Here is a 24,723-nt window from a genome sequence, read left to right on the forward strand (position 1 = left end):
TCTAGCGTCGCAGGTTCTCGAACACCGCGGCAATCCCTTGTCCGCCACCGATACACATGGTCTCGATCCCGTACCGTGCCTGGCGCCGGTCGAGTTCGCGCAGCAGATTGGCGAGGATCCGCCCACCGGTAGCGCCGACAGGATGTCCGAGCGAGATTCCGGAACCGTTGACGTTGAAGCGTTCTTCGATGTCCTGCGCGCTCAATCCCCAGGCTTTGGCGCACGCGAGAACCTGGGCGGCGAAGGCCTCGTTGACTTCGATGAGGTCGATGTCGTCCAGCGACAGATCGACACGGGAGAGAGCCTTCGCCACGGCAGGCACCGGTCCGATGCCCATCCGGTTCGGCTCCACACCGGCCACACCCCAGCTGACCAGTTTCGCGAACGGCCGCAGGCCCAGCCGTTCGGCGTTGGCCGCAGTGGTGACGATGGCCGCGGCTCCGGCGTCGTTCTGGCCGCAGGCGTTTCCGGCGGTGACTGTTGCTTCGGGGTCGACGCGACCTCGAATGGGGCGCAGTGCAGCAAGATCGGACAGTTGTATCCCTCGGCGCGGATGCTCGTCTTGGGTGACGACTGTCTGCTCACCACGGCGTCCGGGGACCGAAACGGGAATGGTCTCGTCGTCGAAATACCCGCTGTCCTGGGCGTGAACGGCCCGTTCGTGCGATCGCACCGCGTATCGGTCCTGCTCGTCGCGGGTGATCGAGTACTCCCGGCGCAAGTTCTCGGCGGTCTCGATCATGCCGCCTTCCACCGGAAAGTTGACTCCGCCGGAGTTCGTGCGCGGTTTGGCCAATCGGTCGTGGAACTCGACGGAAGGGCGCTTCGTGCCCCAACGCATGTCGGTGGAGTAGAACTCGGTTCCGCTCATGCTCTCGGCGCCGCCGGCGATGACCAGATCACTCATCCCAGTCTGTACCTGCATCGCGGCGTAGATGATCGCCTGCAATCCCGAACCGCAACGGCGATCGAGTTGTATTCCGGGAACGGACACGTCGAGACCGGCGTCGAGTGCCGCGATTCGTCCGATGGCCGCGGCCTCTCCGTTGGCGTACCCCTGACCGAAGATGACGTCGTCGACATCGGTGGACGCAATGCCGGTTCGTTCGACGAGGCCACGCACAACAGTGCCGGCGAGTGTGGTGACGGGAACGTCCTTGAAGACTCCGCCGAATCCGCCCACCGGGGTGCGAACGGGTTCACAGATGACTGCGTCGTGCATGGAATGCGCCTGTCTCGAGGAGAGTGGGGAATGCGTCGCGTGAACGGGCCGATCGAAGGGCCCACCGCGACCTGGCCTCTCGAATATCCAGCACACGTGGCGCGGTTGTCAACAGCAGGAACGACCTGTTCGGACATAGTTTCCGCCATACGGTTCGTATGCGAAATCGACTTTGACACATATACCCTTCGGGGATTGAATGGATACAGCGTCTCTGCCGCACACACGTCGCGGCGGGATGAAAGTTCCTGGAGTCGAATCAATTTCGTCGACCGGGAGGGCGCGAAGTACCGACTGACAGGTGGAACAGTGACTCGTTTGGCGCAGACGGCGGGATTGACCGAAACTCAGACCGATATCGTCGGGGCGGTACGCGAGTTCGTCGATCGTGTGGTCATCCCCGCGGCGCAGGAACTCGAACACTCGGATACGTACCCGACCGACATCGTCAAGCAGATGAAGGACATGGGTCTGTTCGGACTGACCATCGACCCCGAGTACGGGGGTATCGGCGAATCATTGCTCACCTACGCGCTGTGCGTCGAAGAATTGGCCCGTGGATGGATGAGCGTGTCCGGTGTCATCAACACGCATTTCATCGTGGCTCACATGATTTCGGCGCACGGGACGCCGGAACAGAAGGCGAAGTACCTGCCGCGTTTGGCTTCCGGGGAACTCACCGGTGCATTTTCCATGTCGGAGCCTGCCCTCGGTTCCGATGTTGCTGCCATATCGACCAGGGCGAAGCGGACGGACTCCGGCGATTACGTGATCACCGGCCAGAAGATGTGGCTGACCAACGGGGGTTCCTCGACCTTGGTGGCAGTCCTGGTCAAGACGGACGAGGGCGCGGAGAAGCCGCACAACAATCTGACGACGATATTGATCGAGAAACCCGCAGGTTTCGGCGAGGTACTCCCGGGCCTGACCATTCCGGGCAAGCTCGAGAAGATGGGGTACAAGGGAATCGACACCACGGAGATGATCTTCGACGGTTTCGAGATCGGAGCCGAGGAGGTTCTCGGTGGCACCCCTGGCTCGGGATTCCGGCACATGATGGACGGCGTCGAGGTCGGCCGGGTCAACGTCGCCGCGCGTGCCTGCGGAATTGCCCAGCGCGCTTTCGAACTGGCTGTCACCTACGCCAAGCAACGCGAGACTTTCGGCAAGCCGATCGCCGAGCATCAGGCCATCGCGTTCCGGATCGCCGAGATGGGCACCAAAGTCGAAGCGGCACATCTGATGATGGTCAACGCTGCCAGGCTCAAGGACTCGGGTGAGCGCAACGATGTCGCCGCGGGTATGGCGAAGTATCTGGCGAGTGAATTCTGCTCGGAGGTCACCCAGGACAGCTTCCGTATCCACGGCGGATACGGCTATTCCAAGGAATACGAGATCGAGCGGTTGATGCGTGAGGCGCCGTTCCTTCTGATCGGTGAAGGCACCAGCGACATCCAGAAGCAGATCATCAGCAAGGGCCTGCTTCGCACGTACAACTGAGCCGAGAAGCGGCACCGCGAATATGCGCGGTGCCGCTTTGTCGTGTCGGGTCAGCGGGTGAAGGCCAGGGTTGTCACCGGTGACCGGTTGCCGTATGCGTCAACGGCTTCGACGCGGGCTTCGTATGCGGTGCCCGCTGCGGCGTCGGGAATCGGAATGTCGAGGCTGTTCGGCCGCGGCATGAAGTAGAAGTCCGAGAGCACCTTCGACGAGACCACCTTCGCTCCGGTGGCTGTGTCCGTGACCTCGACGGCGTAGTGGTGCACCATCTGATCGTCCTTGGCCTGCGCGATCCTCAGTGCGGTCGCACCGTTTTCGCCGGTCGTCGCCGAGAGCGGAGTGCTCGAGGTGAACTCCGGCGCGTGCGTGTTCCGTGCGCCCGAGGTGTAGCGGAAGTTGTCCTTGATCTGCTGGTTGGTCGACCCGTCGAGTTCGACCGTCCACCCCGAACCGCTCAGCGTGCCCGCGCTCGAGTACGGCGGCTGCCAGTTGGCTGACCACGCGCCACCGGCGTAGATGTCGTGCTTGTCTGCCGCCATGTTGATTCGGTTGATTTCCGTGCGGTCCTGGTAGACCTCGACGAAGAGCGCTTGGGCAGTGGGTGATTCGAAACGGTTCGCGAGACCGGACTCGGTCACCATCTGGTAGCCGTGATCGATTTCGATGTACGACATCGAGCCGTCGTTGACCGACGTGAAGTCACGCTGATGGATCGACCGGTCGTCGTTGTTGTTCAGATGTGAGTGCCCGGAGAAGAAGATTGCCTGAGGGAAGGCACTCAGGTCTTCGGTCAATCGAGGGTTCGACGCCTGCTGCCCGTCCATGGCTGTGTTGCTTGCCGGCCGGTGTCCCTGGACCAGGATCGGCTTGGTCAGGTTCCCGGACTCCGCGGTGATTTCGGTCAGGCGGGACTTCAGCCAATTGCGTTGCGCTGAATCATTGTTGTAGGTTTCGGTGTTGACCGTGAAGAGATGGACACCATTGACGTCGGATTCGTAGTATCCGCCACCGGAATCCGGGAACCACTCCGCCGGGTACCCGGCTCTGATCGCCGCGAGACTTGCATCGTGATTGCCGTTGGAGATCAGGAGTTGTGTGTCGTTCATGCCCTTCCGGGCGAGGTTTGCCTGGAAGATTTCTGCGACGATCTTGTGGTCGGGCCCCTTGCCGTCTCCGTTGTCGTTGATCATGTCCCCGTTGGAGAGGATAGCGTCGGGTTTCGGGAAGATGGAACCGATTGTGTCGAAGAAGCTTTCGTACTTCTTGTCGTTGTTCGCGTGATCGCCGACGTGGACGTCGGACATCACGACGACCTGAGCCAGCGGCTTTTCCGACGTCTTGATCAGGTAGCCGAACGAGACGGCCGCGCTCGCGTGATCGCCTCGGAAAGCTGCGACAGTGACGTTGGTGTCCTGCGCGATGTGCAGCGGACGTCCCGGCGTGGCAGCTTGGCTGTCGGTGGTGGGTGTCGTTCCGTCCACGGTGTAGCGGACGGTGGCGCCGCGCTCGGCGGTGAAGGTCAGGTCGACGGGGTGCTCGTACCGTCCGCCGGGGACGCTGACGCCGGGCGCTGCGGGCGGCGTGTTGTTCTCGCCCGAAGAGCTGCCCCATTCGAAGGACGAACTGCCCCAGCCGGGTTCGGCGTGGGATTCGGCGGGGGCGATGCCGGGAACGGCGAGAGCCGCTGTCACGGCTGCTATCGCGATGGTCGTACGTCTCACGAGGATTCCTTGTCTTCGACGCGGTGGTTCAGACCTATCCGTAATTGGTCTGGACCAATTACGGTAGGTGGCGCCGGGTAGAAGAAGGTGTGTCCTGAATGTCCGATTAATGAAGCGTGTGTGAACACCCTGCAGTGCTTGGTACCGGTATACCCGGCTGCGTTTATGGCAAAGTCGATGGAGTGGACCTACGTCAGATCGAGTACTTCCTTGCCGTTGCCGGTGGTGAGTCCTTGTCGACGGCTGCGCAGAATCTGTCGGTCACCAAGCCGTCGCTGTCGCAGGGTATTCGTGGCCTCGAGCGTGAACTCGGAGTCGAACTGTTTCACCGCGTCGGTCGCGGTTTGGTGCTGACGGCAGCAGGTCGGGCGTTGGTAGGGCCGGCGAGGCAGATGACTCGCAGCAGCGCGGCCGCGTTCGACGTCGCGATCGGTACGGCCGACGAGCCTCGTGGCCGGCTCGACATCTGCTCCGCGGCACATGGTCTCGAAGGTCCGATCGCACGCATCGTGGCAGACTTTCGTGAGCGGTGGCCTGCTGTGACCGTTCGGGTCGGTGAGTTGCCGCAGGGTGCAACGTCTGAGCAGGTGTTGGCAGACGGCGCGTGCGAGGTGGTCTTCAGTTACTGGCCACCCGACATGTCGGCGCTGTCCACGAAAGTGTTGGGGGTGAACGAGTACTGGCTGGCAGTGCCGTCGGGGGTTCATCCTGACGTCTGGCCGAATGGTGTGAAACCCGCTGCGGGAGAGCCGGTGTCATTGACGGCATTGCCCGATCTCCCCGTGGTGGGTGTGCTCAAACACTCGCGGGCTCGCCTTGCCATCGAGTCGTCTCTGCAGGCCGCCGGGGCCCGGACTCGGATGTCGACGGAGTTGGCGCAGCGGGAGACCGTCGGCGCGTTCGTCTTTGCTGGTTTGGGCATGGCATTCATGGAGCGTTCGTTGGCCGAGAGGTCGGTCGCGTCCGGCGCGGAGATATTTCCGGTGGAGCCGGCGATCTCACTGAATTACGGCGTCGAGTTCGATCCGGAGACGCTCTCGCCGTTGGGCAGGCTGTTCGTGGAGGGCTTGTGACGTGGGGAGATGTTCTCGATGTACGCAGACCCGGCCGGTGAGAGCGGGCCGTCGCGGTAGACCAAGATCGTCTGCCGGGTGATCGGTGGGAAAAGCGAGCGAACCTCAGATGCCGGGGAGTCTTGTTCGGCGATCGATCTGGGCAGCAGCGCGGCGCCTACACCTTGCCCGACCATTTCCCGGACAGCAAGGCGATCTGGCACTTCCACGACGACGTCGGTGAGTTCCAGATCGTCGTCGATCGAGTGCCCGCGCCGAACTGCGGATGCCTCGACCACCATCGGCAGGCGCGCGACCGCGGTGCGCGGAACCGGATCGGGGAGGTCTGTGGCCAGGCGAATGGGGATCGACAAGACCGTTTCCTGGGTGCTCACGGCAATTTCTCGAAGCCCGTCGGAGACTTCGGCACCCGGGTGGGTCTCGAGAAACCCGAGTTCACACGTACCTGCTCTGACGAGCGCGCGCACGTCCTGTGCGTTGGCGGAGGCGTTCGTGGAGAACCGAATTCCGGGTGCCGTCAGATGGAGGCGTCCGGCGACCTCTGCAACAGGGTCGATGGCGAGATCGGACTGAACTGCTATGGCGAGTTCCCCGGCGCGCAAAGCGGTTACCGCAGCCACCGCGGCCTCGGCCCGAGCAACGTCGGCGAGCAACGTACGGGCAGAATCGGCAACTGCCAGTCCGACCGTGGTGGGAGCCAGACCGCGAGTGGTGCGCTCGAAGAGTGTGGCTCCGAGAGCTCGTTCGAGGTTGCGCACGGCCTGCGAGAGGGACGGTTGCGAGATACGCAGGACGTCCGCGGCGGCAGTGACGCTGCCGTGATCGACGACCGCGACGAGATACTGCGCGCTGCGTATGTCCATGCCGGGTGCCTGCATCTGACGAATTCTCCCAGATGACGGAGCCTTGGCGGCGGTGACTTGCTGCGACCTGCGGACATAGGTCTGAGCTATGGCTCTGTGCGCCTTCTCGTCTTTGTGGCGCAGGCCATAGCGATGGTCGACTGTTCCAGTACCACCGACCGCGGTTCGTGCTCGGTGAGTACCTGGAACACAGGAGCGTGATGTGAGCGAGCTTCACCTACCCAACCGGATACGCCACTCGGCGTCGACACGGCCGTCCGATCCGGCAATCACGTGCGGCGACCGAACGTTGACTTGGGCTGAGCTGGATGGCGAGACCAGCACCTTGGCGAGTGCGCTGGCAGAAGTGACCACAACGGGTGCTCGTGTCGGTGCGCTACTGCGTATGGGGCTCGAAGGTGCGGAAACCTTCATCGCATGTGCGAAGGCAGGCGCTGTGTTCATACCGTTGAACTGGCGGCTCAACCCACTCGAACTCGTCGACATCGCCGAGGACGCGGAGCTCGACGTCTTGATCGTCGATGACGAGTTCGCCGCGGGGGCGGCGGCGATGTCCGCAGCGTTGCCGGACATCGAGGTCATAACCGTGGGAGCTGCAGGGGGCCTGCCGGATTCGCGAACCTGGGCGGAGTTCGTGGCATCAGGGACCGGTGTCGACCCCGGACACGGGCACGATCCGGACGCAGCAGTTCTGCAGCTGTACACGTCCGGGACAACCGGCCGGCCCAAGGGCGTCGTGGCCACGCACCGGAATCTGTACAACGAGCCCGAGGGGTTCGATGTCTACGAATTCGGTTCGAATGCAGTCGCACTCGATGCACTTCCCCTCTTTCACATCGCCGGTGCCGGCTGGATGAGTACATGCTTGTCGGCCGGAGTGCCTTTGGTGCTGCTCGGAGACATGGCGCCTGCTCGGGTCGCTGATGCCATCGCGACCCACCGCGTCACCCACGCATTTCTGGTGCCTGCAGTCATTCAGACGCTGGTAGATCTGCCGACTCTCGACAGTTTCGATCTGACCAGCCTGGAGGTGGTCGCCTATGGGGCGTCACCGATCACTCCGGCGCTCCTCGCCCACGCGATGACTGTCTTGAACTGCAAATTCGTTCAGCGATACGGGATGACCGAGACGACGGGTTCGGTATCCGTCCTTCGTGCTTACGACCATCATGTGAGCGGGCCGCGTTCGGAGTTGCTTCGCTCTGCGGGCAAGCCGATGATCGGCGTCGAGATCTCGATTCGAGACGTCACCACTGGTGAGGAATTGCCGCCCAATAATTCCGGTGAGATCGTCGCGCGCAGTAGAAACAACACTCGCGGATACTGGCGACGTGACCGTGAGACCGCCGAATTGTTCACCCACGACGGTTTCCTCCGAACGGGGGACGCCGGCCATCTGGACGACGAGGGGTATCTGTTCGTCACCGATCGACTCAAGGACATGATCATCACCGGCGGAGAGAACGTCTATCCGATCGAGGTGGAATCCATTCTGGCCGAGCACCCCTCGGTAGCCGAGGTCGCGGTGGTCGGGGTTCCCGACAAGCGCTGGGGTGAATCCGTGACCGCAGTGGTCAAACTGGTCGACGGTGCCGACGTGCCGAGCATCGACGAGTTGATCGCGTTCAGCACAGCGAAGTTGGCGTCGTACAAGAAACCTCGCCAGATCCATTTCGTGGACTCCCTACCTCGCAACGCGAGCGGAAAACTGCTCAAGTCGAGCCTGCGGACCATGCTGAACGCGAGCGGAGAAGCATCATGATCGTGACCGAAGACGTCGGTGTCGCACAACGTGAGGCGTGGGCGAACAAAGTTCTTCCACCGGTCGAACAGGTGCGGGACGGATTGTGGTCGATCCCTGTTCCCATGCCGGACAACCCTTTGCGCTACGTACTCGTCTACGCACTCGCGCTCGACGACGGACTTGCCCTCATCGACGTCGGTTGGGATCACGAACAGTCCTGGCAGGCTCTCGTCGACGGCATAGCATCGATCGGATACCACGTTTCCGAAGTGCGCTATGCGGCAATCACGCACCTGCATCCCGATCACTTCGGTCTGGCGCCGCGTCTTCGGCAGGTCAGCGGCGCGACACTTGCGATGCACGTGGCCGACGCGACGCTCCTCGGGTACCACGGGCCCGAACAGACCCGCGACGACATCAGTGGCTGGAACCTGCAGTTGTCCGAACTCGGCGCACCGGCCGAAGTGCTCGACGCGTCTCGGGTCGACCTGGTGCGGTTCGCTGAGCACGAAACCATCGACATTGTTCTGGGAGAAGGGGATTCACTCGACCTACCCGGTTGGAATCTCCGCGCCCAATGGACACCGGGGCACACTCCCGGACATCTCTGTTTCGTGGAAGAGGACAGAGGCTTGTTGTTCAGCGGCGATCACATGCTGCCGAGGATCAGCCCGAACATCTCCACGATTCCCGGTGAACTCGAGAACCCACTTCATCGTTATCTTCTCTCGCTCGAGGCGACGACAACACTGGGCGAGTGCGAAGTGCTTCCGGCACATGAATATCGATTCCGTGGGATCGCCGATCGTGCACGTCAATTGATGGGGCATCACGAGGAGCGATTGGCGGAGATCGTGGCTGCGGTGCAGGATGAGCCTGAATCCACGGCCTGGGAACTCTCACGCACGATCTCCTGGTCTCGCCCGTTCGAACAGATGTCGCCGCGACTACTTCGCTTGGCAGTCCGCGAAACCCATGCTCATCTTGTTGTTTTGGCCAAGCGGGAGATCGTGACACCGTCCGGCGGCACACCCGTGCGCTGGAGCATTCGCGCGCAGTGACCTTTCAAGAATCTCATCACGGAAGTAGGAACCGAACATGAGCGTCGTGCTCACCGACTTCGCCGACGGCGTTGCCGTCATCACCCTCAATCGTCCCGAGGCCAAGAACGCGGTCAACCTGGAACTCGCACAGGCACTCGCCGCCGCGATCGACGAGTTCGAGGAACGCCCCGATCTCACCATCGGCATTCTGACCGGATCTGGTGGAACCTTCTGCGCCGGTATGGATCTGAAGGGATTTGCGCGCGGAGAGCGGCCATCGCTACCGGGTCGTGGTTTTGCCGGTCTGACCGAGGCACCGCCGTCGAAGCCGCTGATCGCAGCCGTCGAAGGTTGGGCACTCGCCGGCGGTTGCGAACTGGCCTTGGCGGCCGACTTGATCGTGGCGTCCACGGACGCGAAATTCGGCCTGCCCGAAGTGAAGCGGGGACTTGCCGCGGCCGCCGGCGGACTCCTACGTCTGCCGAAAATTCTTCCGTATCAGTTGGCCATGGAAATCGCGATCACGGGGGATCCACTCAGTGCCACCGTGGCGCATCATCACGGCTTGGTCAATCGGCTCGCCGAACCGGGACACGCGCTGACCGTCGCACGCGAGCTTGCGGCCCGAGTAGCGGCTAACGGTCCACTGGCTGTTCGCGCGACCAAGCAGGTACTGGCAATGTCCGCCAAGTACACCGATCCGGATGCCTTTGTCGCGCAACGCGAATTCATCGATCCGGTCTTCACCTCTCGTGATGCCAAGGAGGGCGCCACGGCATTTGCCGAGAAGCGCTCTCCCGTGTGGAGTGGTTCATGAGTGCCGAGACGATCGAGCGCGCGGCCGTAAGCATCGAACGAGACGGTGCTGTCGCGACGATTGTTCTCTGTCGGCCGCACCGCCGCAACGCTCTCGATCTCGACGCCTGGATCGCTCTACGTGAAGCAGTCCTCGAACTTCAAGAGGACGCGCAGATTCGCTCGGTGATCCTGACCGGCGCGGATGGGACCTTCTGCGCGGGCTCCGATCTGGACAAGCGTGGCTCGTCGCACCCGCTCGATCGCATGCGTGTCATCAACGCAACGGCAATCGCACTGAGTGAGTTTCCCAAACCTCTGGTGGCGAAGGTCGACGGGTTTGCCGTCGGAGCCGGATGGAACATGGCGTTGCTCTGCGACTTCGTCGTGGCGGCCAAGGGTGCGAAGTTCAGCCAGATCTTTGCCAAACGGGGGTTGTCTGTCGACTTCGGTGGTTCGTGGATCCTGCCGAGACTGGTCGGCCTCCAACAAGCCAAGCGACTGGTGATGCTTGCCGAGACGATCGACGCACAGGAAGCCTACGAGCTCGGGTTGGTGACTTATCTGGTCGAACCGGCCGAGCTGGACGAACACACGTCAACACTGGCGCAGCGGCTCGCCGCCGGCCCGCCGGCCGCACTGAGTCAGTCTGCCGCCATGCTCGAACGTCACACCTCCCTCTCGTTGCGGGAGGCCTTGGACAACGAGGCGAGGGCGCAAGCGGTCAATTTTGCGACGGATGCCACCGACGCGGTTCGTGCCTTCGTGGAAAAGCGGGAGCCGATCTTCACCGGAGAGTGGGCCGTACCAGGGGCAACTCGGGTGGAGTGAGCGACGGATCGCTGGTCGTATGATGGATGAGTGGATCTGCACTTCGTCACCTACTTCGTCGCTGTTGTCGACCACGGTGGGATAACGAAGGCCGCTCAGGCTCTCTACATTTCGCAGCCCTCGCTGTCACAGGCAATTCGTACGCTCGAGCGTCGACTCGGCGCCACGCTGTTCGACCGGACGGGCAGGCGGTTGGTTCTTACCGACGCGGGCCGCACGTTCGATCTCGCGGCCAGGAGAATCCTTGCCGACGTCGAGCGCGCGAAGGCGAAAGTGACCGCCGTTCGCGAACTCGAGTTCGGTCGTGTCGACGTCGTCTCGTACTCGGCGTTCTCGATCGATCCGATGGTCGAGTTGGTCCGGCGATTCCGGGCCAACTTCCCGAAGATCGTCGTGCGTGTTCTCGACACGTACGGCCCGGCCGGGGTCGACAATGCGTTGCGGCGAGGGTCGGCCGAGGTCGGCGTCACCGATCTGAGTATCGGGTACGAAGGTTTGGTCACGGCTCCGATTGCCACTCAGGAGTTGGTGCTCGCCACCCATGCGTCGTTGTCCGGCCGACTTGCAACGCCGTTGGCGGATCCGGTTCCGCGAGCGCTCTTGCACAGTTTGCCGCTTGTGGTCGATCTCGGTGATCAATCGAATCAGTTCCGGGGTCTACTGAGCGAAGGCGCCGAGAACGTAGTCGTGGACTGTGTCCACCCTGTGACCACGTGGGAACTGGTTCGCCGCGGAATCGGCGCCACTGTAGTGCCGAGAAGGGTTGCACAACAGCAGATGACAGACGTCTGCGCCTTCTCCTTCGATCCGCCGCTGACACGCGACGTCGGTATCGTCTATCGCTCGGGCGAGCAATCCCCGGCGGCCGCTGCATTCATCGCGACGGCTGCGGAAATGGCCACCTCCGCCGTTCCGTCCACGGAAGAGGAGTGAACTGTGGAGTTCCGGCAGATGGAGTACTTCCTCGCAGTGGTCGAGAACAAGGGGATCAACGGCGCCGCAGCGGCTCTCGGCGTTGCTCAGCCGACCGTGTCACAAGCGTTGCGCGGGCTCGAACGTGAACTGGGAGTGAGGCTGTTCCATCGCATCGGGCGCGGCATGGTGCTCAGTGCTGCCGGTCGCAGTCTGGTCGGCCCGAGTCGACAGGTCTTGCGAGACGTAGCTGCGGCGGCTGAACAGTTGACGGCATCCGATGGCGCCATCGTCGGTCGCCTCGACATCATGGCTTTCCCTGCACTGACTTCGGGGACGATCGTCGATCTGATTGCGGAGTTCTGTCGACGGTATCCGCAAGCACGAGTCAGATTCTCGGAACTCGAGCGTGAGGACAATCTGGAAAGTCTCATCCGGGACGGCCACTGCGAATTCGCGGTGGCTCATCTGCCGCTCGAGGCGGGCGAAGGGCTCGAAATCGTCGAATTGGGGGAGCAGGAATACCGCCTGGTCTACCCGGCTGGAACAGAACTACCCGAGGGGCCGGTACGCCTTTCGGAAATGCCGGACATTCCCATGGTATTCGTTCCTCGCGGGGCAGCGATGGGTGACGCGATCGAAGATTCGATCCGAAAGGCCGGTACCAGAACGGAACTCGCGGTGGTGACCGAGCAACGGGAGTCGCGGCTCCCGATGGTCATCGCCGGACTCGGCGGTTCGTTGGTCGAGCGCTCGGTGGCGAAATCGATGCCTGGTCAGGTGGTGGAACGGGCCTGCGAGCCGAGATTTCTGCGTGCGTACGGTCTCGCCTTCGACCCCTCGACGTTGTCGCCGGTGGGACAGGTATTCGTGAACCTGATCCACGAGTACCTGTCCGACGAACGCCGGTCACAGCACTAGAGTCGGCAGATACGTTCTCGCGCGGCAGAGTACTCGGCGGCGAGACGCTCTACTACTGCATGCGTCGGAAGGACTGCATCGATCGCTCCGATGCCCTGTCCGGCGCCCCAGATGTCACGCCAGGCCTTGGTATCGGTGTCGTTGGTCGCGAAACTCATTGCGGATGGATCGGATTCGGCCAGGTTGTCGGGGTCCAAGCCGGCGGCAACGATGCTGCCCCGCAGGTAGTTTCCGTGTACTCCGGTGAACAGGTTGGAATAGACGATGTCGGAGGCCCCTGAATCCACGATCATCTCCTTGTACGCAGGATCCGCGTTAGCCTCTTCGGTTGCGATGAAAGCTGATCCGACGTATGCCAAATCGGCCCCGGCCGCGAGCGCAGCGAGAATCGAATCACCATGAGCGATGGCACCTGACAACAGCAGTGGACCGGCGAACCACTCACGAATCTCCCGAATCAGGGCAAACGGCGACTGCCTACCGGCATGACCACCGGCCCCGGCAGCTACCGCGATCAGTCCGTCGGCGCCCTTCTCGATCGCCTTGCGTGCAAAGCGATTGTCGATGACGTCATGGAGAACGATTCCGCCGTATGCGTGGACTGCGTCGTTGATGTCGGTGCGAGCGCCGAGGGACGTGATGACGATCGGAACCTCGAACTCGGCGATGGTCGCCAGGTCCTCTTCCAAGCGGTTGTTGGACCGGTGGACGATGAGGTTGACGGCAAATGGCGCCGACGGATTCTCCGGGTGCTCACGATCATGTTCCTCACGAGCCACGGTGATCAGTTTGAGCCAATCCCGAAGTGCCGACTGCGGACGAGCATTCAGTGCCGGGAAGGACCCGATGATGCCAGAGGCGCACTGCGCGATGACGAGGTCAGGAGTCGAAATGATGAACATCGGTGAAGCGAGAACCGGGACACGCAGTTGCGACGTCAGGTCTGCGAAGGTCGTCACCTGGAACCGCCTTTCTGATCGACGGATTCGAGAAGTCTCGAGCGGAGGTCGGTCTTGAGGACCTTACCGGCAGCCGATGTCGGAAGGAGTTCTACCTCGACGACTTCGCGAATCTTCTTGTACGGCAGCACCTGCTCGGCGACAAACGCCTTGATCTGCTCGGCGTCGAACTCGGCGCCCGGAATCATCACCACGAAGGCTACGGGTTCCTGGCCGTTGCTCCCCACTTCGCGGCCGACAACCGCGGCAGTCGAGATCGCCGGGTGCGAAACCAGAATCTCTTCGAGTTCCCGCGGATAGACGTTGTACCCCTTGTAGATGAGCATGTCCTTGGCCCGGTCACAGATGAAGAGGTATCCGTCCGAGTCCAGGTACGCGATGTCTCCCGTGTCCAACCAGCCGTCGACGAACTGTTCTGCGGTGGTTTCCGGGTGTCCGAGATAGCCGTCGGTGACCTGAGGTCCACGCACCCAGAGTTCGCCACGTTCGTTCTCGCCCAGAACGGTCTTCCGGTCGAGCTGATCGCGAATCTGGATTTCGGTGTCGAAGATCGGGAGTCCGACGCTGCTCTGCCGATATTCCGAGCCGTTGATCAGCGGAGCGGCCGTGACCACACAGGTGGCCTCGGTCAGCCCGTAGCCTTCGACGACGAGCGCTTTGGGAAATGCCCGGCGGAGTGCGGCGAGCGTGACACTGTCGATCGGGGCAGCACCCGAAGACACGACGCACACGCTGTCGGTGTTGCGCACCGTGGCGTCGGGATGAACCGACAGTGCGTGCCACATGGCGGGAGACCCGGTGAGATAGGTGGCCTCGTGCTTTTCGATCAGCTCGAGCATCCGGCCGGGTTCGAACCGACCGGCAAATACCTGGGTGAGACCGGAAATCAACAGGAACGACGTGTTGAGCAACGAATGTGCGTGGAAGAGAGGGGAGACCACGATGGTCGCCCCGGTCCCGGGCGTCGGACCGAGCACGTCGAGGCCGTCGATGCGTCGAGGCGTGACGAGACCGTCAGGACCTGCTTCCAACTCGTGACCGGTTCTCCACCCACACATCTGCGTGATGTTGCCGACGACGTTGCGGTGAAGAACACGAACACCTTTGGAGACTCCGGTGGTTCCGCCGGTGAACGCGATGTGTGCGATGTCGTCGCTACGAACCGAGGCAGGGGTGAATTCGGTGGGTAGATCGGCGATGAAGGAGTCGAATGCGACGACCGACTCCGGTGTGTCGAGCGCGCCCTCGGTGTCCTGGACCATCACGATCGTACGCACGGAGGTTCCTGAAGCGGCCGCAAGCAGTACGTGCAGCTGCGAACTCTGAGTCACTGCAGCAACGGCGGACGTCTCTTCGATCTGCTTGCGCAGGCCGAGCTCTGGCTGCAGTGGGTTGACCAATGTGACTGTCGCCCCGGCCTGTAGGCATCCGTAGTAAGCCTGGAGGAACTCGACGCAGTTCCCGAGGTGCATCAACACCACGTCGCCGACGCCCACCCCGGCTTGCCGCAGTGCGCCGGCGAATTGCGCACTGCGCTGGCCGAGTTCGCGGAAGGTGCACGTACGCTCGCCGTCCACGACGGCGAGGCGGTCACCGTAGAGCGCCGCCATGCTGGGTGCCCAGTAGGCCATGGTGGTATCCGGGTAGTGCATGTTGTGCCGCAGTTGTGGATTGGCGATCACGCTGGTGCCCGTCACCGGGGAGCCATTCGGATAGCGCCGTCGAGTCTGATGGTCTCGCCGTTGAGGTAGCCGTTCTCGAGCATCGAGACGGCGAGCTGGCCGAACTCGTCCGGACGACCCAGTCGTGAGGGATTGGGAACAGAGGCTTCGAGGGCCGTGCGCACGTCTTCGCGTAGGCGCGCCAGCAGGGGAGTGTCCATGATGCCGGGAGCAATGGTGTTTACGCGGATTCCGCGGCTGGCGAGATCGCGGGCAGCGGTGACCGTCATACCGACGATGCCGGCTTTGGACGCTGTGTAGTTGATCTGACCGATCTGACCTTCGAATGCTGCGACCGACGCCGTCATGATGATGGCACCTCGCTCACCGTCCACTGCGTCGAGTTCCGCCATCCGCTCGGCGCCGAGACGGAGTGCGTTGAACGAACCGACAAGATTCAGCTTGACGACGAACTCGAAATCTTCGACCGATCCGGCTTTTCCGTCCTTGTCGAGAATGCGCATACGACGCCCGGCACCCGCGCAGTGGACGACGCCGCGGAGGCCGCCGCGCTCGTGCGCCGCGTCGAGTGCTTCGGCGAATTGTTCGCTGTCGGTGACGTCGGCCGGGGCGAATTGTGCGGCAGCACCGAGATCGGCCGCCACCTGCTTACCGTCGGACGAAGGCAGATCGATCAACGTGACCTGCGCTCCGGAGTCGAGCAGCCGTCGAGCGGTTGCCAGGCCGAGGCCTGAAGCGCCGCCGGTGATCGCGGTGGAAAGTCCCTCGAGTTTCATGAATCAATTCTTCTTTCCTGCTGGATGACGTGTCGGCCCGAAAGCGTTGTCGGGTCAGATCAATTCGAGAATGGTCGCATTGGCCATGCCGCCGGCCTCGCACATCGACTGGAGACCGTAGCGAATTCCGTTGTCGCGCATGTGATGTGCCAGGCGAGTCATCAAGATCGCACCTGATCCGCCGAGTGGGTGGCCGACCGCGATAGCGCCGCCGAGCGGATTCACACGATCGATGGCTGCGCCGGTTTCAGCCTGCCAGGCAAGCGGGACGGGGGCGAATGCCTCGTTGATCTCGAAGGCGCCGATGTCGTCGATGGACAATCCGGAGCGATCCAATGCCTTTGCGGTGGCGGCAATCGGACCGGTGAGCATGATGACCGGGTCGTCGGCTGCGACCACTGCGGTGTGAATACGAACGAGCGGCTTCCACCCGCGTGCCCGGGCGTACTCGCTGGTCGTGACGAGTGTGGCGCCCGCCCCGTCGGAGATCTGAGAAGAGTTGCCGGCGTGGATGGCACCGTCGGCGTCGAAGGCCGGGGGCAACTTCGCGAGCGACTCCACACTTCCGCCTCGCCGAATGCCTTCGTCCTGGGACAAGCCCGCGATCGGAGTGATCTGCCCGGTGAATGCCCCTTCATCGGTGGCACGGGCCGCGAATTCGTGTGAGCGGAGGGAGTATTCGTCCAGAGCTGTTCGTGTGAGTGCCCATTTGCGGGCCATCATCTCGGCGCCGGTCCCCTGGCTGAAACCGTCCACCCCGTAGCGTTCGAGTACCGAAGCCGGAAAATGCTCACCGTTCTTGCTGGCGGTACCCATCGGTACTCGTGACATCGATTCGACGCCTCCGGCTACGACCACGTCGTTCTGACCGGAGATGACGGTGGCCGCAGCAAAGGAAACTGCCTGCTGGCTCGATCCGCAGGCCCGGGTCAGCGTGACGCCGGGAACGCTGTCGGGCCAGCCGGCAGCGAGTGCCGCTGTGCGGGCGATGCTTCCGGCCTGCTCGCCGACCTGACTGACGCAACCCCAGATCACGTCGTCGACCGTCGCCGCGTCGAGTCCGGTCCGTTCAGCGAGCGCACGCAGTACATGGGCGGACAACTCGGCCGGATGGATCTCCGAGAGGGCGCGGCCGCGACGGCCGATCGGTGTACGTACTGCGTCGACGATGACGGCATCTCGCATGTATCTCTCCTGCTGTTCGTGCCCGGTTCTGCGACTGTGCGGTCGGGGCGTGTCTCGAGTCGATCACGAGCGGGTCGACCCGGCAATGTCTTTCGGTGAATGGCTTTGTTAGCGAATGGCTATACGTGGAGTACTCAGCCTCGGATGAGCTTGCGATCGCGCTCGGGATTGGCGAAGACGAGGACCAGAACCGCGGCGATCACTCCGATGACGCCGATTGCCTGGAAGGACTGGGCGTAACCGTCGGCCGGGGTTGCAGCGTTGTCCACGATGACTCCCGTTGCGTAAGGAGCAATCAGGCCACCGATCGACATGATGGCGAGGAAAAATCCCATCGTTCCGGCAGTCTGCTGCGGCGGGCACAGCTCCGAGATCGCAGCGTTGATGAGCGGGAAGGTGATTGCCGAGAACCCGTAGCCGATCGAGACCATGGCGACAGCGACGATGGGGGTGGAGATCTGTGGCAGGAACAGGAGAATCGATCCGCAGATCAGAACGCCGACACAGGGAACGATGACGCGAACCGTACGAGAGGTGAAGCCGCGGCCGATCAACTTGTCCGTGACGGAACCGGAGGTGATCATGAGGACGAGACCGACGATCGAGGGCAGCGCGAACATCGAACCGGCCTGCATCGCACTGTATCCGAGGCCGACCTCGAAGTACGACGGCAACCAGGTGAGAACGACGGTGGTCAGCGCGTAGATGGTCGCGATGAGGAAGCAGCAGCTGACGAAGGTGCGGGAGAGCAGGATCTTGCGCCACGGAACATTGGGCTCGGTGACCGCCTTCGTGGCTGTCCCGGCTGCCTCGGTTGCTTCTGTATCTGCAGTCTTGGTCGCCTTGACGGCCTTGCTCGTGTACGGGCCCTCGGACCAACCGGCCAGCCAGCAACCCATCCACACGAGACCGAGAACGGAGAGCGAGAGAACCGCTGCGCGCCAGCCGTAATGAACGGCGATGAAGGTCAGTACCGGCGCGAGGGCGATCTTTGCGACAGAGGCGGATCCGGCGAGCATTGCGCCGGGAAGGCCGCGCTTGGCCGGCGGGTGCCACGAGTACGCCGCGGTGTGCATCAGCGCCGAACTGGGGCCTTCGGCAAATCCGAGGAGCATGCGCGAGACGATCAACATCGCGAGGCTGGCGCCGAGAACGAGGGGGAGCATGACCACGGACCAGATTGCGGCCAGGATCAACAGCGCCCAACGCAGGGTCAGGTACTTGTTGAGCGGTCCGGCGAGGAATCCACCGATGCAGAACATCAGGAAGAAGAGCGAGCCGACCATGCCGATTTGCGAAGACTTCAGTCCGAGCTCACGAGCGAGGGGCTGAGCGATGATTCCGAGGACTGCCTTGTCCGCGTAGTTGACGATGTAGAGGAAAACGACGAGCCCGGTCATCGTCCACGCACGCTTGCGGGTACCGAAGATGGGAACTGCTGACGAATCTGGCGTTGCTGTTGCTTCGGGCTGGACGTCGTTACGCTGTGGCGCGATGGGGGTCACGTGGCGTCCCTTCGAGACTGGTGGGCGGATGCGATCGTGCTCGAAGCGCGGCCTCGAAGCGATCGATGGTGGTGTGTTTGCCGGCTGACTCATTCAACGTGTTCTGGATCACTTTGAGCAATGTCGCGTCGATGATCGGAACGATAGCGGTTGCCTATGTATCGCAGGTCAGGCCATATTGGTACGCCCTATCGGACGCATAGCCGATGAGTGTTGGATCGAATGCGGAACATTGAGGCAAGGTGAGATCAGGATCACCCTGTCCCCTTGACCGACTGGAGTTCATACATGCAGCGCACCGTGTTCAACGAGGATCACGAGGCATTCCGGGCAACCGTTCGCGATTTCATCGCGAAGGAAGTAACCCCGGTCCACGAGAAGTGGGAAGAGGACGGTCACCCGCCCCGTGACTTCTACCGACGACTCGGAGAGCTGGGCGTACTCGGAATTCAGGTGCCGGAGGAATACGGCGGAGGCGGCGAGAAGTCGCTCAAGTTCAACGTCGTCGTCGCCGAGGAAGTTGCTGCCGCCGGGGCGTCGTTCGGCTCGCAGTCGGTGCATACGAACCTGATCCTGCCCTACCTACTCGAGTACGCGAACGAAGAACAGAAGAGCCGCTGGTTGCCGGGCTTCGCTTCCGGAGATCTGATGTTCGCGATTGCGATGACCGAACCGGGAACAGGATCGGATCTGGCGAACATCGCGACCACGGCCAAGCTGTCGGAGGACGGTACGCACTACGTGGTCAATGGTTCCAAGACGTTCATCACCGGTGGAGTACTTGCCGACCGCGTCCTGGTGGTGTGCCGTACCGCGCCCAGCACAGCGGAGAACCGGCGCACGGGGTTGTCGATTCTGGTGATCGATACGTCGTCGCCCGGATACTCGGTGGGGCGCAAGATCAACAAGATCGGGCTCAAGACCTCCGACACTGCGGAGCTTTCGTTTGTCGACGTCAAGGTGCCCGTCGAGGACCGACTCGGAGAAGAGGGCGACGGCTTCAGCTATCTGACCCACAACCTGGCTCAGGAGCGGTTGACCATCGCGTTCGGAGCGGCCGCCACTGCCAGTGCAGCGCTTCGCTTTGCCATCGACTACGTCAAGGACCGCAAGGTGTTCGGCAAGCCGGTCGCGGCCTTCCAGAACACCAAATTCGTTCTGGCCGAATGCGCTACCGAGGTTGATGCCATTCAGCTGGTGTCCGACAACGCACTCGAATGTCATGACCGCGGCACTCTGACGATTCCCGACGCAGCGAAGGCGAAACTGTTCTGCACCGAGGCGGCAGGTCGAGTGATCGACAAGTGCCTCCAATTGCACGGCGGGTACGGCTACATCACCGAGTATCCCATCGCGCGTCTTTACGCAGACACGCGTGTCACACGAATCTACGGTGGCACAAGTGAAGTCATGAAGACCATCATCGCGAAGGATCTTGGTCTCTGACGCACTCTCGACATGTTGTCGGCCTCGGAACAAGTGTTCCGAGGCCGAAAACATCTTCCGGGTAGGTCAGTTCGCCGGAACCCCGACCACGCCGTCCGCGATCAGCGTCGAGGCGTGATCGGCGTTGGTTCCGAGGATGTCGGCGAGCACCGCGATCGAATCGCCGCCGACCTCGGAGGCGGGTCCGGTACCCAGGTGTGCGCCGTCGAACGAGGCAGGATTGGCGGCAGCCAGGTAGCTTCCGATTCGAGGTTGATCGAGTGCGGAGAACATCGGGTTGTTCTCCAGTTCGCCAGATTTCACCACTTCCTCGAAACTGCGGTACCTCTCGAACAGAACCGACGATGTGTCCAGCGCTGCAGCGATCTCGGCGCCGCTGTGTTCCCGGAACCAATGTGAGAACAGAGCAGTGAGTACCTCTCGATGACGGTAGCGATCCGCTTCGGTGGAGAAGTCGGCTCCGAGCGCAGCTTCGACAGCGTCGACAGCCGCCGTGGTGCCGGTGACCGACGCAAGGTCGCGGAAATGGCGGGTAGTGAGTGCAACGATCATGAACCGTTCGTTGTCGCTGGAGACGAAATCGATTCCGTACGTGCCGTAGACGGCGTTTCCGCCGGACTCGCGACTGCGACCGTTCACTTGTACCTCGGTGAGGTAACCGAGGGTTCCCGCGGTGGCCAATGCGACGTCTTCGAGTGGGAGCGTGATCCGAGATCCATGTCCGGTCGAGTCACGTTGGCGCACTGCGGCAGTGATCGACAGGGCGGCGTAGAGCCCGCATGCGACGTCCCAGGCGGGCAGTGCGTGGTTGACAACTCCGGCGTAGTCGGCGGGGCCGGTGATCTGTGGAAATCCCAAGGCGGCGTTGACCGTGTAGTCGACTCCGGGGCTGCCGTCGCGGCGTCCGAGGATCTCGAGGGTGATGACGTCGCTACGCAACTGGGCCAGGGAGTCGTGGCTCATCCACTTACGGCCGCCGGCGTTGGTGACCAGGATTCCGCCGCCAGGTCCCGGCGCCGTGACCAGTTGGCGTATCAGTTCTTGGCCGCGTTCGGCGCGCATGTCCACTGACAGTGACCGTTTGCCTTTGTTGAGTCCGGTCCAGTAGATGCTCTCGCCCTTGTCTGTGACGGGCCAGCGATTGTAATCGGAGGCACCTCCGATCGGGTCGATCCGGATCACCTCGGCGCCGAGTTGGGAGAGCGTCAGTCCGCACAGCGGCGCGGCGACAAAGCTCGAGACCTCGACGATGCGAAGCCCGGACAGCGGGCCTGGGCTCTGAGTCATGTGTGGTCCTCCGTGATAGAAGAGTGTGTGCTCATGCCATCAACACGGTGAAACGCCAGTCGAGAACCGGAGTTTGTGTTGCAGAAGCATTGTGGGAGAACACGAGCGAACGCAGTTGCACTGCGGTTCCGTGTTCGAGGGGCGACGAGTTTTCGACGTGCAGTTCGCTCGTGAGGGTATCGCCCTCGTGAACGGGTCCGGTGTGATCGCACGAGTGCCACCCGAGAACCGTCACCACGTTGGGCAGAGCGCGAGTCGCCTGGGCGAGTGCGATCCCGATGGTGTGGCCGCCGTAGACGAGGCGACCGTGGGCGCCGACGCGATCGTCGTGGTGCGTCGCTGCGATGTTCAAGCTCAGCCGGGCAAGTTCGGGTGCGCTGGAGACGACGTCGCCGCTGCTGTGGAAGACGGAGCCCACCAAATCGGAATCGAAGTGCCTGCCGGGTACCCGCTCTCGATACGTGTCGAGGTCCCAACCGTCAGGTGATACGTACGGAGCCGGTTCGGACGGACCGATCGCCCCGAGGTCGTCGGCGTGGCGAGTTCTCGCCTCGATCGGGTCGGGGCTCAGGGGGAGCATGGCGCAGCGGTAGAAGTCGAGGACCGTGTTGCCGTTCTGATCAGCAGACGTCATCCGTAGCGCGGCAAGTCCGGTGGCGCCGCGTCCCGGCTTGGCCGAGTTCTCGCGTAGACCGACAACCTCGGTGCGCGTGTACAGGGTGTCGCCGAGTACCGGGAAACGGTGGAATCGCAGTCCACGGTAGAAGAGGTTCGCCTTGACGTGGTGTGTGACCACGGTTGACTGACCGATGGCGATGTCGGTGACCAGTCCTGGATTCGCCACTGGTGCAACGGAACCCGTGACGCTCGACGACAAGTGTGCGTCGAGAGGCAAGCGCATGCGGTCACCGAGGATCGCCTGATGGGAGGCGGCGAGTCCACTGGTCAACGTCACCGCGGGGGCTTCGTCGAAGATCTGACCATGGGTGAGCTCGTCGAAGTACGGGCCTCCCACGTAGTGCTCGCTCATACGGTGACTCCTTCGGCTCGGGCAAGCGTACGACGCGCTGCCACGGCCACAGCTTCGTCGAGCATCTGGCCGTCGAGTTGGGCGGCACCCGAACCCAGGGTTTCGGCTTCTTCGAGTGCGGTCAGTACCCGTCGGGCGTCATTGACGGCGTCGTCCGAAGGAGTGAATGCGGTAGTGGCCGAGTCGATCTGCGCCGGGTGGATGACCCATTTGCCGTCGAACCCGAGAGCGCTGGTCCAGTGCGCGGCGCGGCGGAAAGCGTCGTCGTCGGTGATGCCGAGAAAGGGCCCGTCGATGGCTGCGACGCCGGCTGCGCGGCAGGCGATCAGGATTCTGTCCTGGACGGCAAGCCAGTGTTCAGGCAGTGCCGAGCGTGAACGGCCGAGCGCTGCACCGAGATCGGCGTATCCGATGATCGCGGCTTGGAGACGAGGAGTCGCGCGGGCGATGGAGTCGGCATTCTGGACGCCGAGCGGAGTTTCGATCAGGGCTTGCAGGGTGGTGTGGTGCCCACCGGCAGTGAAGAGGATGTGCTCGGCCTCGAGTAGTTCGTCGGCGGACTCGACCTTCGGGACGATCACGCTCGTCAGCGATTCTCCGAGGGCGCCACAGGCGATCAGGTCGTCGCGGGCCCATGGTGTGGTCAGGCCGTTGATTCGGACCGAGATGGTGCGCGCCCTACCGAACTCGTGCACCAAGGTGCTCACGAGGGTTCGCGCCAGGTCCTTGTTCGCCGAAGTGACGGCATCTTCGAGGTCGAGAATCACCTCGTCTGCGTTCGAGAAGAGTGCTTTGCGTGCCTTGCGCTCGTCTGAACCCGGCGCGACCAGGGACGCGCGACGTCTGGTGGCGCGGTAGTGGTTCTCGTCCATAGTGTGTCGATTACCTCGATCTGGAAATCAAATGTACGGCCAGTTGTGAAGTGGATGAGCTGCCGTGAACGGCGTTGATGTGCACCGAACTGCCTCGATGCTGGCAGTTGCTGCGTCTCGATGTCAAGGCGCGGTATTGACATTGCGCGAACAATATCGAAATATGGCCGTACAAACTTATTTCAAGTCGAGGCGGATTCATGCTCAAGCTCAACGACGAAGAGACATTCCTGATCGAAACCGTGCGCCGGTTCGTCGACCGAGAGGTCAAGCCCACGGTCCAGGAGGTGGAGCACGCGAACGAGTATCCCGAGAAGTGGATCGATCAGATGAAGCAGATCGGGATCTACGGGCTCGCGATTCCCGAGGAGTACGGCGGATCGCCGGTGTCCATGCCCTGTTATGCGCAGGTGACGCAGGAACTGTCACGCGGATGGATGTCCCTGGCGGGGGCGATGGGCGGTCACACGGTGGTCGCGAAACTCATCTCGCTGTTCGGTACCGAAGAGCAGAAGGTGAAGTACCTGCCGCGAATGGCAACCGGCGAGATCCGGGCAACGATGGCCCTCACCGAGCCCGGCGGAGGTTCCGATCTGCAGGCCATGACAACCAATGCCAAGAGCGACGGCACAGATCTGGTCGTCAACGGCGCCAAGACATGGATCACCAATGCCCGCCGATCCGGCGTGATCGCCTTGCTGTGCAAGACCGATCCAAGCGCAAGCCCTCGTCATGCGGGCATCTCGATCGTTCTCGTCGAGCACGGCGAAGGGCTGACCGTCTCCCGCGACCTCCCGAAGCTCGGATACAAGGGCGTCGAGAGTTGTGAACTGTCCTTCGACAATTACCGCATCTCCGAGTCGGCCATTCTGGGCGGTACTCCCGGAAAGGGTTTCGGTCAGATGATGAAGGGGCTCGAGACCGGCCGTATCCAGGTGGCTTGCCGCGCACTGGGCGTCGCCACGGCCGCACTCGAGGATTCACTTGCCTACGCGCAGCAGCGCGAGAGCTTCGGCCAGCCGATCTGGAAGCACCAGTCGATCGGCAATTACCTCGCCGACATGGCAACGAAGCTGACGGCCGCACGGCAGCTGACGTGGCACGCGGCGCAGATGTACGACAGTGGGGAGCGGTGCGACATGGAGGCGGGCATGGCCAAGCTGTACGCCTCCGAGGTGGCGATGGAAATCGCTTTGTCCGCCGTCCGCATCCACGGCGGTTACGGCTACTCGACGGAGTACGACGTCGAGCGGTATTTCCGTGATGCACCACTGATGATCGTCGGGGAGGGAACCAACGAAATTCAGCGCAACGTGATCGTTTCGCAGCTGGTTGCCCGCGGCGGTCTGTGACGGA

21 protein-coding genes are annotated in these 24,723 nt (G+C 62.5%); 10 read left to right on the forward strand and 11 right to left on the reverse strand.

Annotation, left to right across the window (positions count from 1 at the left end):
• Window position 1: 1 nt before the first annotated feature.
• Window positions 2-1,222, reverse strand: coding sequence for an acetyl-CoA C-acetyltransferase (locus tag ABIE52_RS26445; protein ID WP_007729531.1), 1,221 nt, complete (start codon window positions 1,220-1,222; stop codon window positions 2-4).
• A gap of 309 nt (window positions 1,223-1,531) precedes the next feature.
• Between ABIE52_RS26445 and ABIE52_RS26450 the strand changes: the two genes are divergently transcribed.
• Entirely contained in the window at window positions 1,532-2,722 is a 1,191-nt protein-coding gene (locus ABIE52_RS26450) for an acyl-CoA dehydrogenase family protein (protein ID WP_030537200.1), read from the forward strand.
• Window positions 2,723-2,772: 50 nt separating this feature from the next.
• Here the strand turns inward: ABIE52_RS26450 and ABIE52_RS26455 are convergent, their stop codons facing one another.
• Entirely contained in the window at window positions 2,773-4,443 is a 1,671-nt protein-coding gene (locus ABIE52_RS26455) for a chitobiase/beta-hexosaminidase C-terminal domain-containing protein (RefSeq protein WP_192712199.1), read from the reverse strand.
• A 182-nt stretch (window positions 4,444-4,625) separates the two neighbouring features.
• Here ABIE52_RS26455 and ABIE52_RS26460 point away from each other — a divergent pair, with 182 nt between their 5' ends.
• Entirely contained in the window at window positions 4,626-5,516 is an 891-nt protein-coding gene (locus ABIE52_RS26460; RefSeq protein ID WP_030537198.1) for a LysR family transcriptional regulator, read from the forward strand.
• On the opposite strand, the gene ABIE52_RS26465 is transcribed toward ABIE52_RS26460, so the two are convergent.
• On the reverse strand, window positions 5,450-6,394 hold the full coding sequence (locus tag ABIE52_RS26465; RefSeq protein WP_051720896.1) for a LysR family transcriptional regulator: 945 nt from the start codon (window positions 6,392-6,394) through the stop codon (window positions 5,450-5,452). The genes ABIE52_RS26460 and ABIE52_RS26465 overlap by 67 nt on opposite strands.
• A 187-nt stretch (window positions 6,395-6,581) precedes the next feature.
• Between ABIE52_RS26465 and ABIE52_RS26470 the strand changes: the two genes are divergently transcribed.
• From ABIE52_RS26470 to ABIE52_RS26495, 6 genes are read left to right on the forward strand one after another with little or no spacing between them, the layout of a single operon-like run.
• Window positions 6,582-8,141: a long-chain-fatty-acid--CoA ligase gene (locus ABIE52_RS26470; RefSeq protein ID WP_030537196.1), complete on the forward strand. Its 1,560-nt coding sequence runs from the start codon at window positions 6,582-6,584 to the stop codon at window positions 8,139-8,141.
• Entirely contained in the window at window positions 8,138-9,184 is a 1,047-nt protein-coding gene (locus ABIE52_RS26475; protein ID WP_030537195.1) for an MBL fold metallo-hydrolase, read from the forward strand. Before ABIE52_RS26470 ends, ABIE52_RS26475 begins: the two co-directional genes overlap by 4 nt.
• Window positions 9,185-9,221: 37 nt before the next feature.
• Window positions 9,222-9,983 carry a crotonase/enoyl-CoA hydratase family protein gene (locus ABIE52_RS26480; RefSeq protein ID WP_030537194.1) on the forward strand — a complete coding sequence of 254 codons (762 nt, stop codon included), beginning with the start codon at window positions 9,222-9,224 and terminating at the stop codon, window positions 9,981-9,983.
• On the forward strand, window positions 9,980-10,792 hold the full coding sequence (locus ABIE52_RS26485; protein WP_030537193.1) for an enoyl-CoA hydratase/isomerase family protein: 813 nt from the start codon (window positions 9,980-9,982) through the stop codon (window positions 10,790-10,792). Before ABIE52_RS26480 ends, ABIE52_RS26485 begins: the two co-directional genes overlap by 4 nt.
• 30 nt (window positions 10,793-10,822) lie before the next feature.
• The gene (locus tag ABIE52_RS26490; RefSeq protein WP_007729501.1) at window positions 10,823-11,725 is read left to right on the forward strand and encodes a LysR family transcriptional regulator; all 903 of its coding nucleotides are present in this window, start codon (window positions 10,823-10,825) and stop codon (window positions 11,723-11,725) included.
• Window positions 11,726-11,728: 3 nt separating this feature from the next.
• Window positions 11,729-12,625: a LysR family transcriptional regulator gene (locus ABIE52_RS26495; RefSeq protein WP_003939949.1), complete on the forward strand. Its 897-nt coding sequence runs from the start codon at window positions 11,729-11,731 to the stop codon at window positions 12,623-12,625.
• Here ABIE52_RS26495 and ABIE52_RS26500 read toward each other — a convergent pair.
• The 5 genes from ABIE52_RS26500 to ABIE52_RS26520 form a co-directional block, all read right to left on the reverse strand.
• Window positions 12,622-13,527, reverse strand: coding sequence for an NAD(P)H-dependent flavin oxidoreductase (locus ABIE52_RS26500; RefSeq protein ID WP_376135298.1), 906 nt, complete (start codon window positions 13,525-13,527; stop codon window positions 12,622-12,624). The genes ABIE52_RS26495 and ABIE52_RS26500 overlap by 4 nt on opposite strands.
• A gap of 53 nt (window positions 13,528-13,580) precedes the next feature.
• The gene (locus ABIE52_RS26505; RefSeq protein ID WP_172827034.1) at window positions 13,581-15,236 is read right to left on the reverse strand and encodes a class I adenylate-forming enzyme family protein; all 1,656 of its coding nucleotides are present in this window, start codon (window positions 15,234-15,236) and stop codon (window positions 13,581-13,583) included.
• Window positions 15,237-15,277: 41 nt separating this feature from the next.
• Entirely contained in the window at window positions 15,278-16,042 is a 765-nt protein-coding gene (locus tag ABIE52_RS26510; protein ID WP_192712200.1) for an SDR family NAD(P)-dependent oxidoreductase, read from the reverse strand.
• A 54-nt stretch (window positions 16,043-16,096) separates the two neighbouring features.
• Entirely contained in the window at window positions 16,097-17,227 is a 1,131-nt protein-coding gene (locus ABIE52_RS26515) for a thiolase family protein (RefSeq protein ID WP_192712201.1), read from the reverse strand.
• Between the two features lie 134 nt (window positions 17,228-17,361).
• Window positions 17,362-18,825, reverse strand: coding sequence for an MFS transporter (locus ABIE52_RS26520; RefSeq protein ID WP_192712202.1), 1,464 nt, complete (start codon window positions 18,823-18,825; stop codon window positions 17,362-17,364).
• A 195-nt stretch (window positions 18,826-19,020) separates the two neighbouring features.
• On the opposite strand from ABIE52_RS26520, the gene ABIE52_RS26525 reads away from it, so the two are divergent.
• Complete coding sequence (locus tag ABIE52_RS26525) at window positions 19,021-20,178, forward strand: acyl-CoA dehydrogenase family protein (RefSeq protein WP_003940617.1); 1,158 nt, start codon at window positions 19,021-19,023, stop codon at window positions 20,176-20,178.
• Window positions 20,179-20,244: 66 nt separating this feature from the next.
• Here the strand turns inward: ABIE52_RS26525 and ABIE52_RS26530 are convergent, their stop codons facing one another.
• Genes ABIE52_RS26530 through ABIE52_RS26540 form a run of 3 tightly spaced genes read right to left on the reverse strand, consistent with a single transcriptional unit; the run spans window position 20,245 to window position 23,367 of the window.
• Window positions 20,245-21,465 (reverse strand): CoA transferase, encoded by a 1,221-nt coding sequence (locus ABIE52_RS26530; RefSeq protein ID WP_054188392.1) that lies wholly within the window; start codon window positions 21,463-21,465, stop codon window positions 20,245-20,247.
• 31 nt (window positions 21,466-21,496) lie between these two features.
• The gene (locus ABIE52_RS26535; protein WP_042923986.1) at window positions 21,497-22,495 is read right to left on the reverse strand and encodes a MaoC family dehydratase; all 999 of its coding nucleotides are present in this window, start codon (window positions 22,493-22,495) and stop codon (window positions 21,497-21,499) included.
• Window positions 22,492-23,367: an HpcH/HpaI aldolase/citrate lyase family protein gene (locus tag ABIE52_RS26540; protein ID WP_030537187.1), complete on the reverse strand. Its 876-nt coding sequence runs from the start codon at window positions 23,365-23,367 to the stop codon at window positions 22,492-22,494. The genes ABIE52_RS26535 and ABIE52_RS26540 overlap by 4 nt, the downstream gene beginning before the upstream one ends.
• 200 nt (window positions 23,368-23,567) lie before the next feature.
• Between ABIE52_RS26540 and ABIE52_RS26545 the strand changes: the two genes are divergently transcribed.
• Window positions 23,568-24,719: an acyl-CoA dehydrogenase family protein gene (locus ABIE52_RS26545; protein ID WP_003940468.1), complete on the forward strand. Its 1,152-nt coding sequence runs from the start codon at window positions 23,568-23,570 to the stop codon at window positions 24,717-24,719.
• Window positions 24,720-24,723: the final 4 nt, after the last annotated feature.

Origin of the sequence: Rhodococcus sp. OAS809, from assembly GCF_040546695.1 — a bacterium.
GTDB lineage: Bacteria > Actinomycetota > Actinomycetes > Mycobacteriales > Mycobacteriaceae > Rhodococcus_F > Rhodococcus_F qingshengii.

What these genes read in the sequence shown, in the direction of transcription:
- ABIE52_RS26445 (WP_007729531.1), bottom strand. Translation starts at nt 1,222, where the DNA reads ATGCACGACGCAGTCATCTGTGAACCCGTTCGCACCCCGGTGGGCGGA.
- ABIE52_RS26465 (WP_051720896.1), bottom strand. Translation starts at nt 6,394, where the DNA reads ATGCAGGCACCCGGCATGGACATACGCAGCGCGCAGTATCTCGTCGCG.
- ABIE52_RS26475 (WP_030537195.1), top strand. Translation starts at nt 8,138, where the DNA reads ATGATCGTGACCGAAGACGTCGGTGTCGCACAACGTGAGGCGTGGGCG.
- ABIE52_RS26480 (WP_030537194.1), top strand. Translation starts at nt 9,222, where the DNA reads ATGAGCGTCGTGCTCACCGACTTCGCCGACGGCGTTGCCGTCATCACC.
- ABIE52_RS26485 (WP_030537193.1), top strand. Translation starts at nt 9,980, where the DNA reads ATGAGTGCCGAGACGATCGAGCGCGCGGCCGTAAGCATCGAACGAGAC.
- ABIE52_RS26500 (WP_376135298.1), bottom strand. Translation starts at nt 13,527, where the DNA reads ATGTTCATCATTTCGACTCCTGACCTCGTCATCGCGCAGTGCGCCTCT.
- ABIE52_RS26505 (WP_172827034.1), bottom strand. Translation starts at nt 15,236, where the DNA reads ATGCACTACCCGGATACCACCATGGCCTACTGGGCACCCAGCATGGCG.
- ABIE52_RS26510 (WP_192712200.1), bottom strand. Translation starts at nt 16,042, where the DNA reads ATGAAACTCGAGGGACTTTCCACCGCGATCACCGGCGGCGCTTCAGGC.
- ABIE52_RS26515 (WP_192712201.1), bottom strand. Translation starts at nt 17,227, where the DNA reads ATGCGAGATGCCGTCATCGTCGACGCAGTACGTACACCGATCGGCCGT.
- ABIE52_RS26520 (WP_192712202.1), bottom strand. Translation starts at nt 18,825, where the DNA reads ATGAGTCAGCCGGCAAACACACCACCATCGATCGCTTCGAGGCCGCGC.
- ABIE52_RS26525 (WP_003940617.1), top strand. Translation starts at nt 19,021, where the DNA reads ATGCAGCGCACCGTGTTCAACGAGGATCACGAGGCATTCCGGGCAACC.
- ABIE52_RS26530 (WP_054188392.1), bottom strand. Translation starts at nt 21,465, where the DNA reads ATGACTCAGAGCCCAGGCCCGCTGTCCGGGCTTCGCATCGTCGAGGTC.
- ABIE52_RS26535 (WP_042923986.1), bottom strand. Translation starts at nt 22,495, where the DNA reads ATGAGCGAGCACTACGTGGGAGGCCCGTACTTCGACGAGCTCACCCAT.
- ABIE52_RS26540 (WP_030537187.1), bottom strand. Translation starts at nt 23,367, where the DNA reads ATGGACGAGAACCACTACCGCGCCACCAGACGTCGCGCGTCCCTGGTC.
- ABIE52_RS26545 (WP_003940468.1), top strand. Translation starts at nt 23,568, where the DNA reads ATGCTCAAGCTCAACGACGAAGAGACATTCCTGATCGAAACCGTGCGC.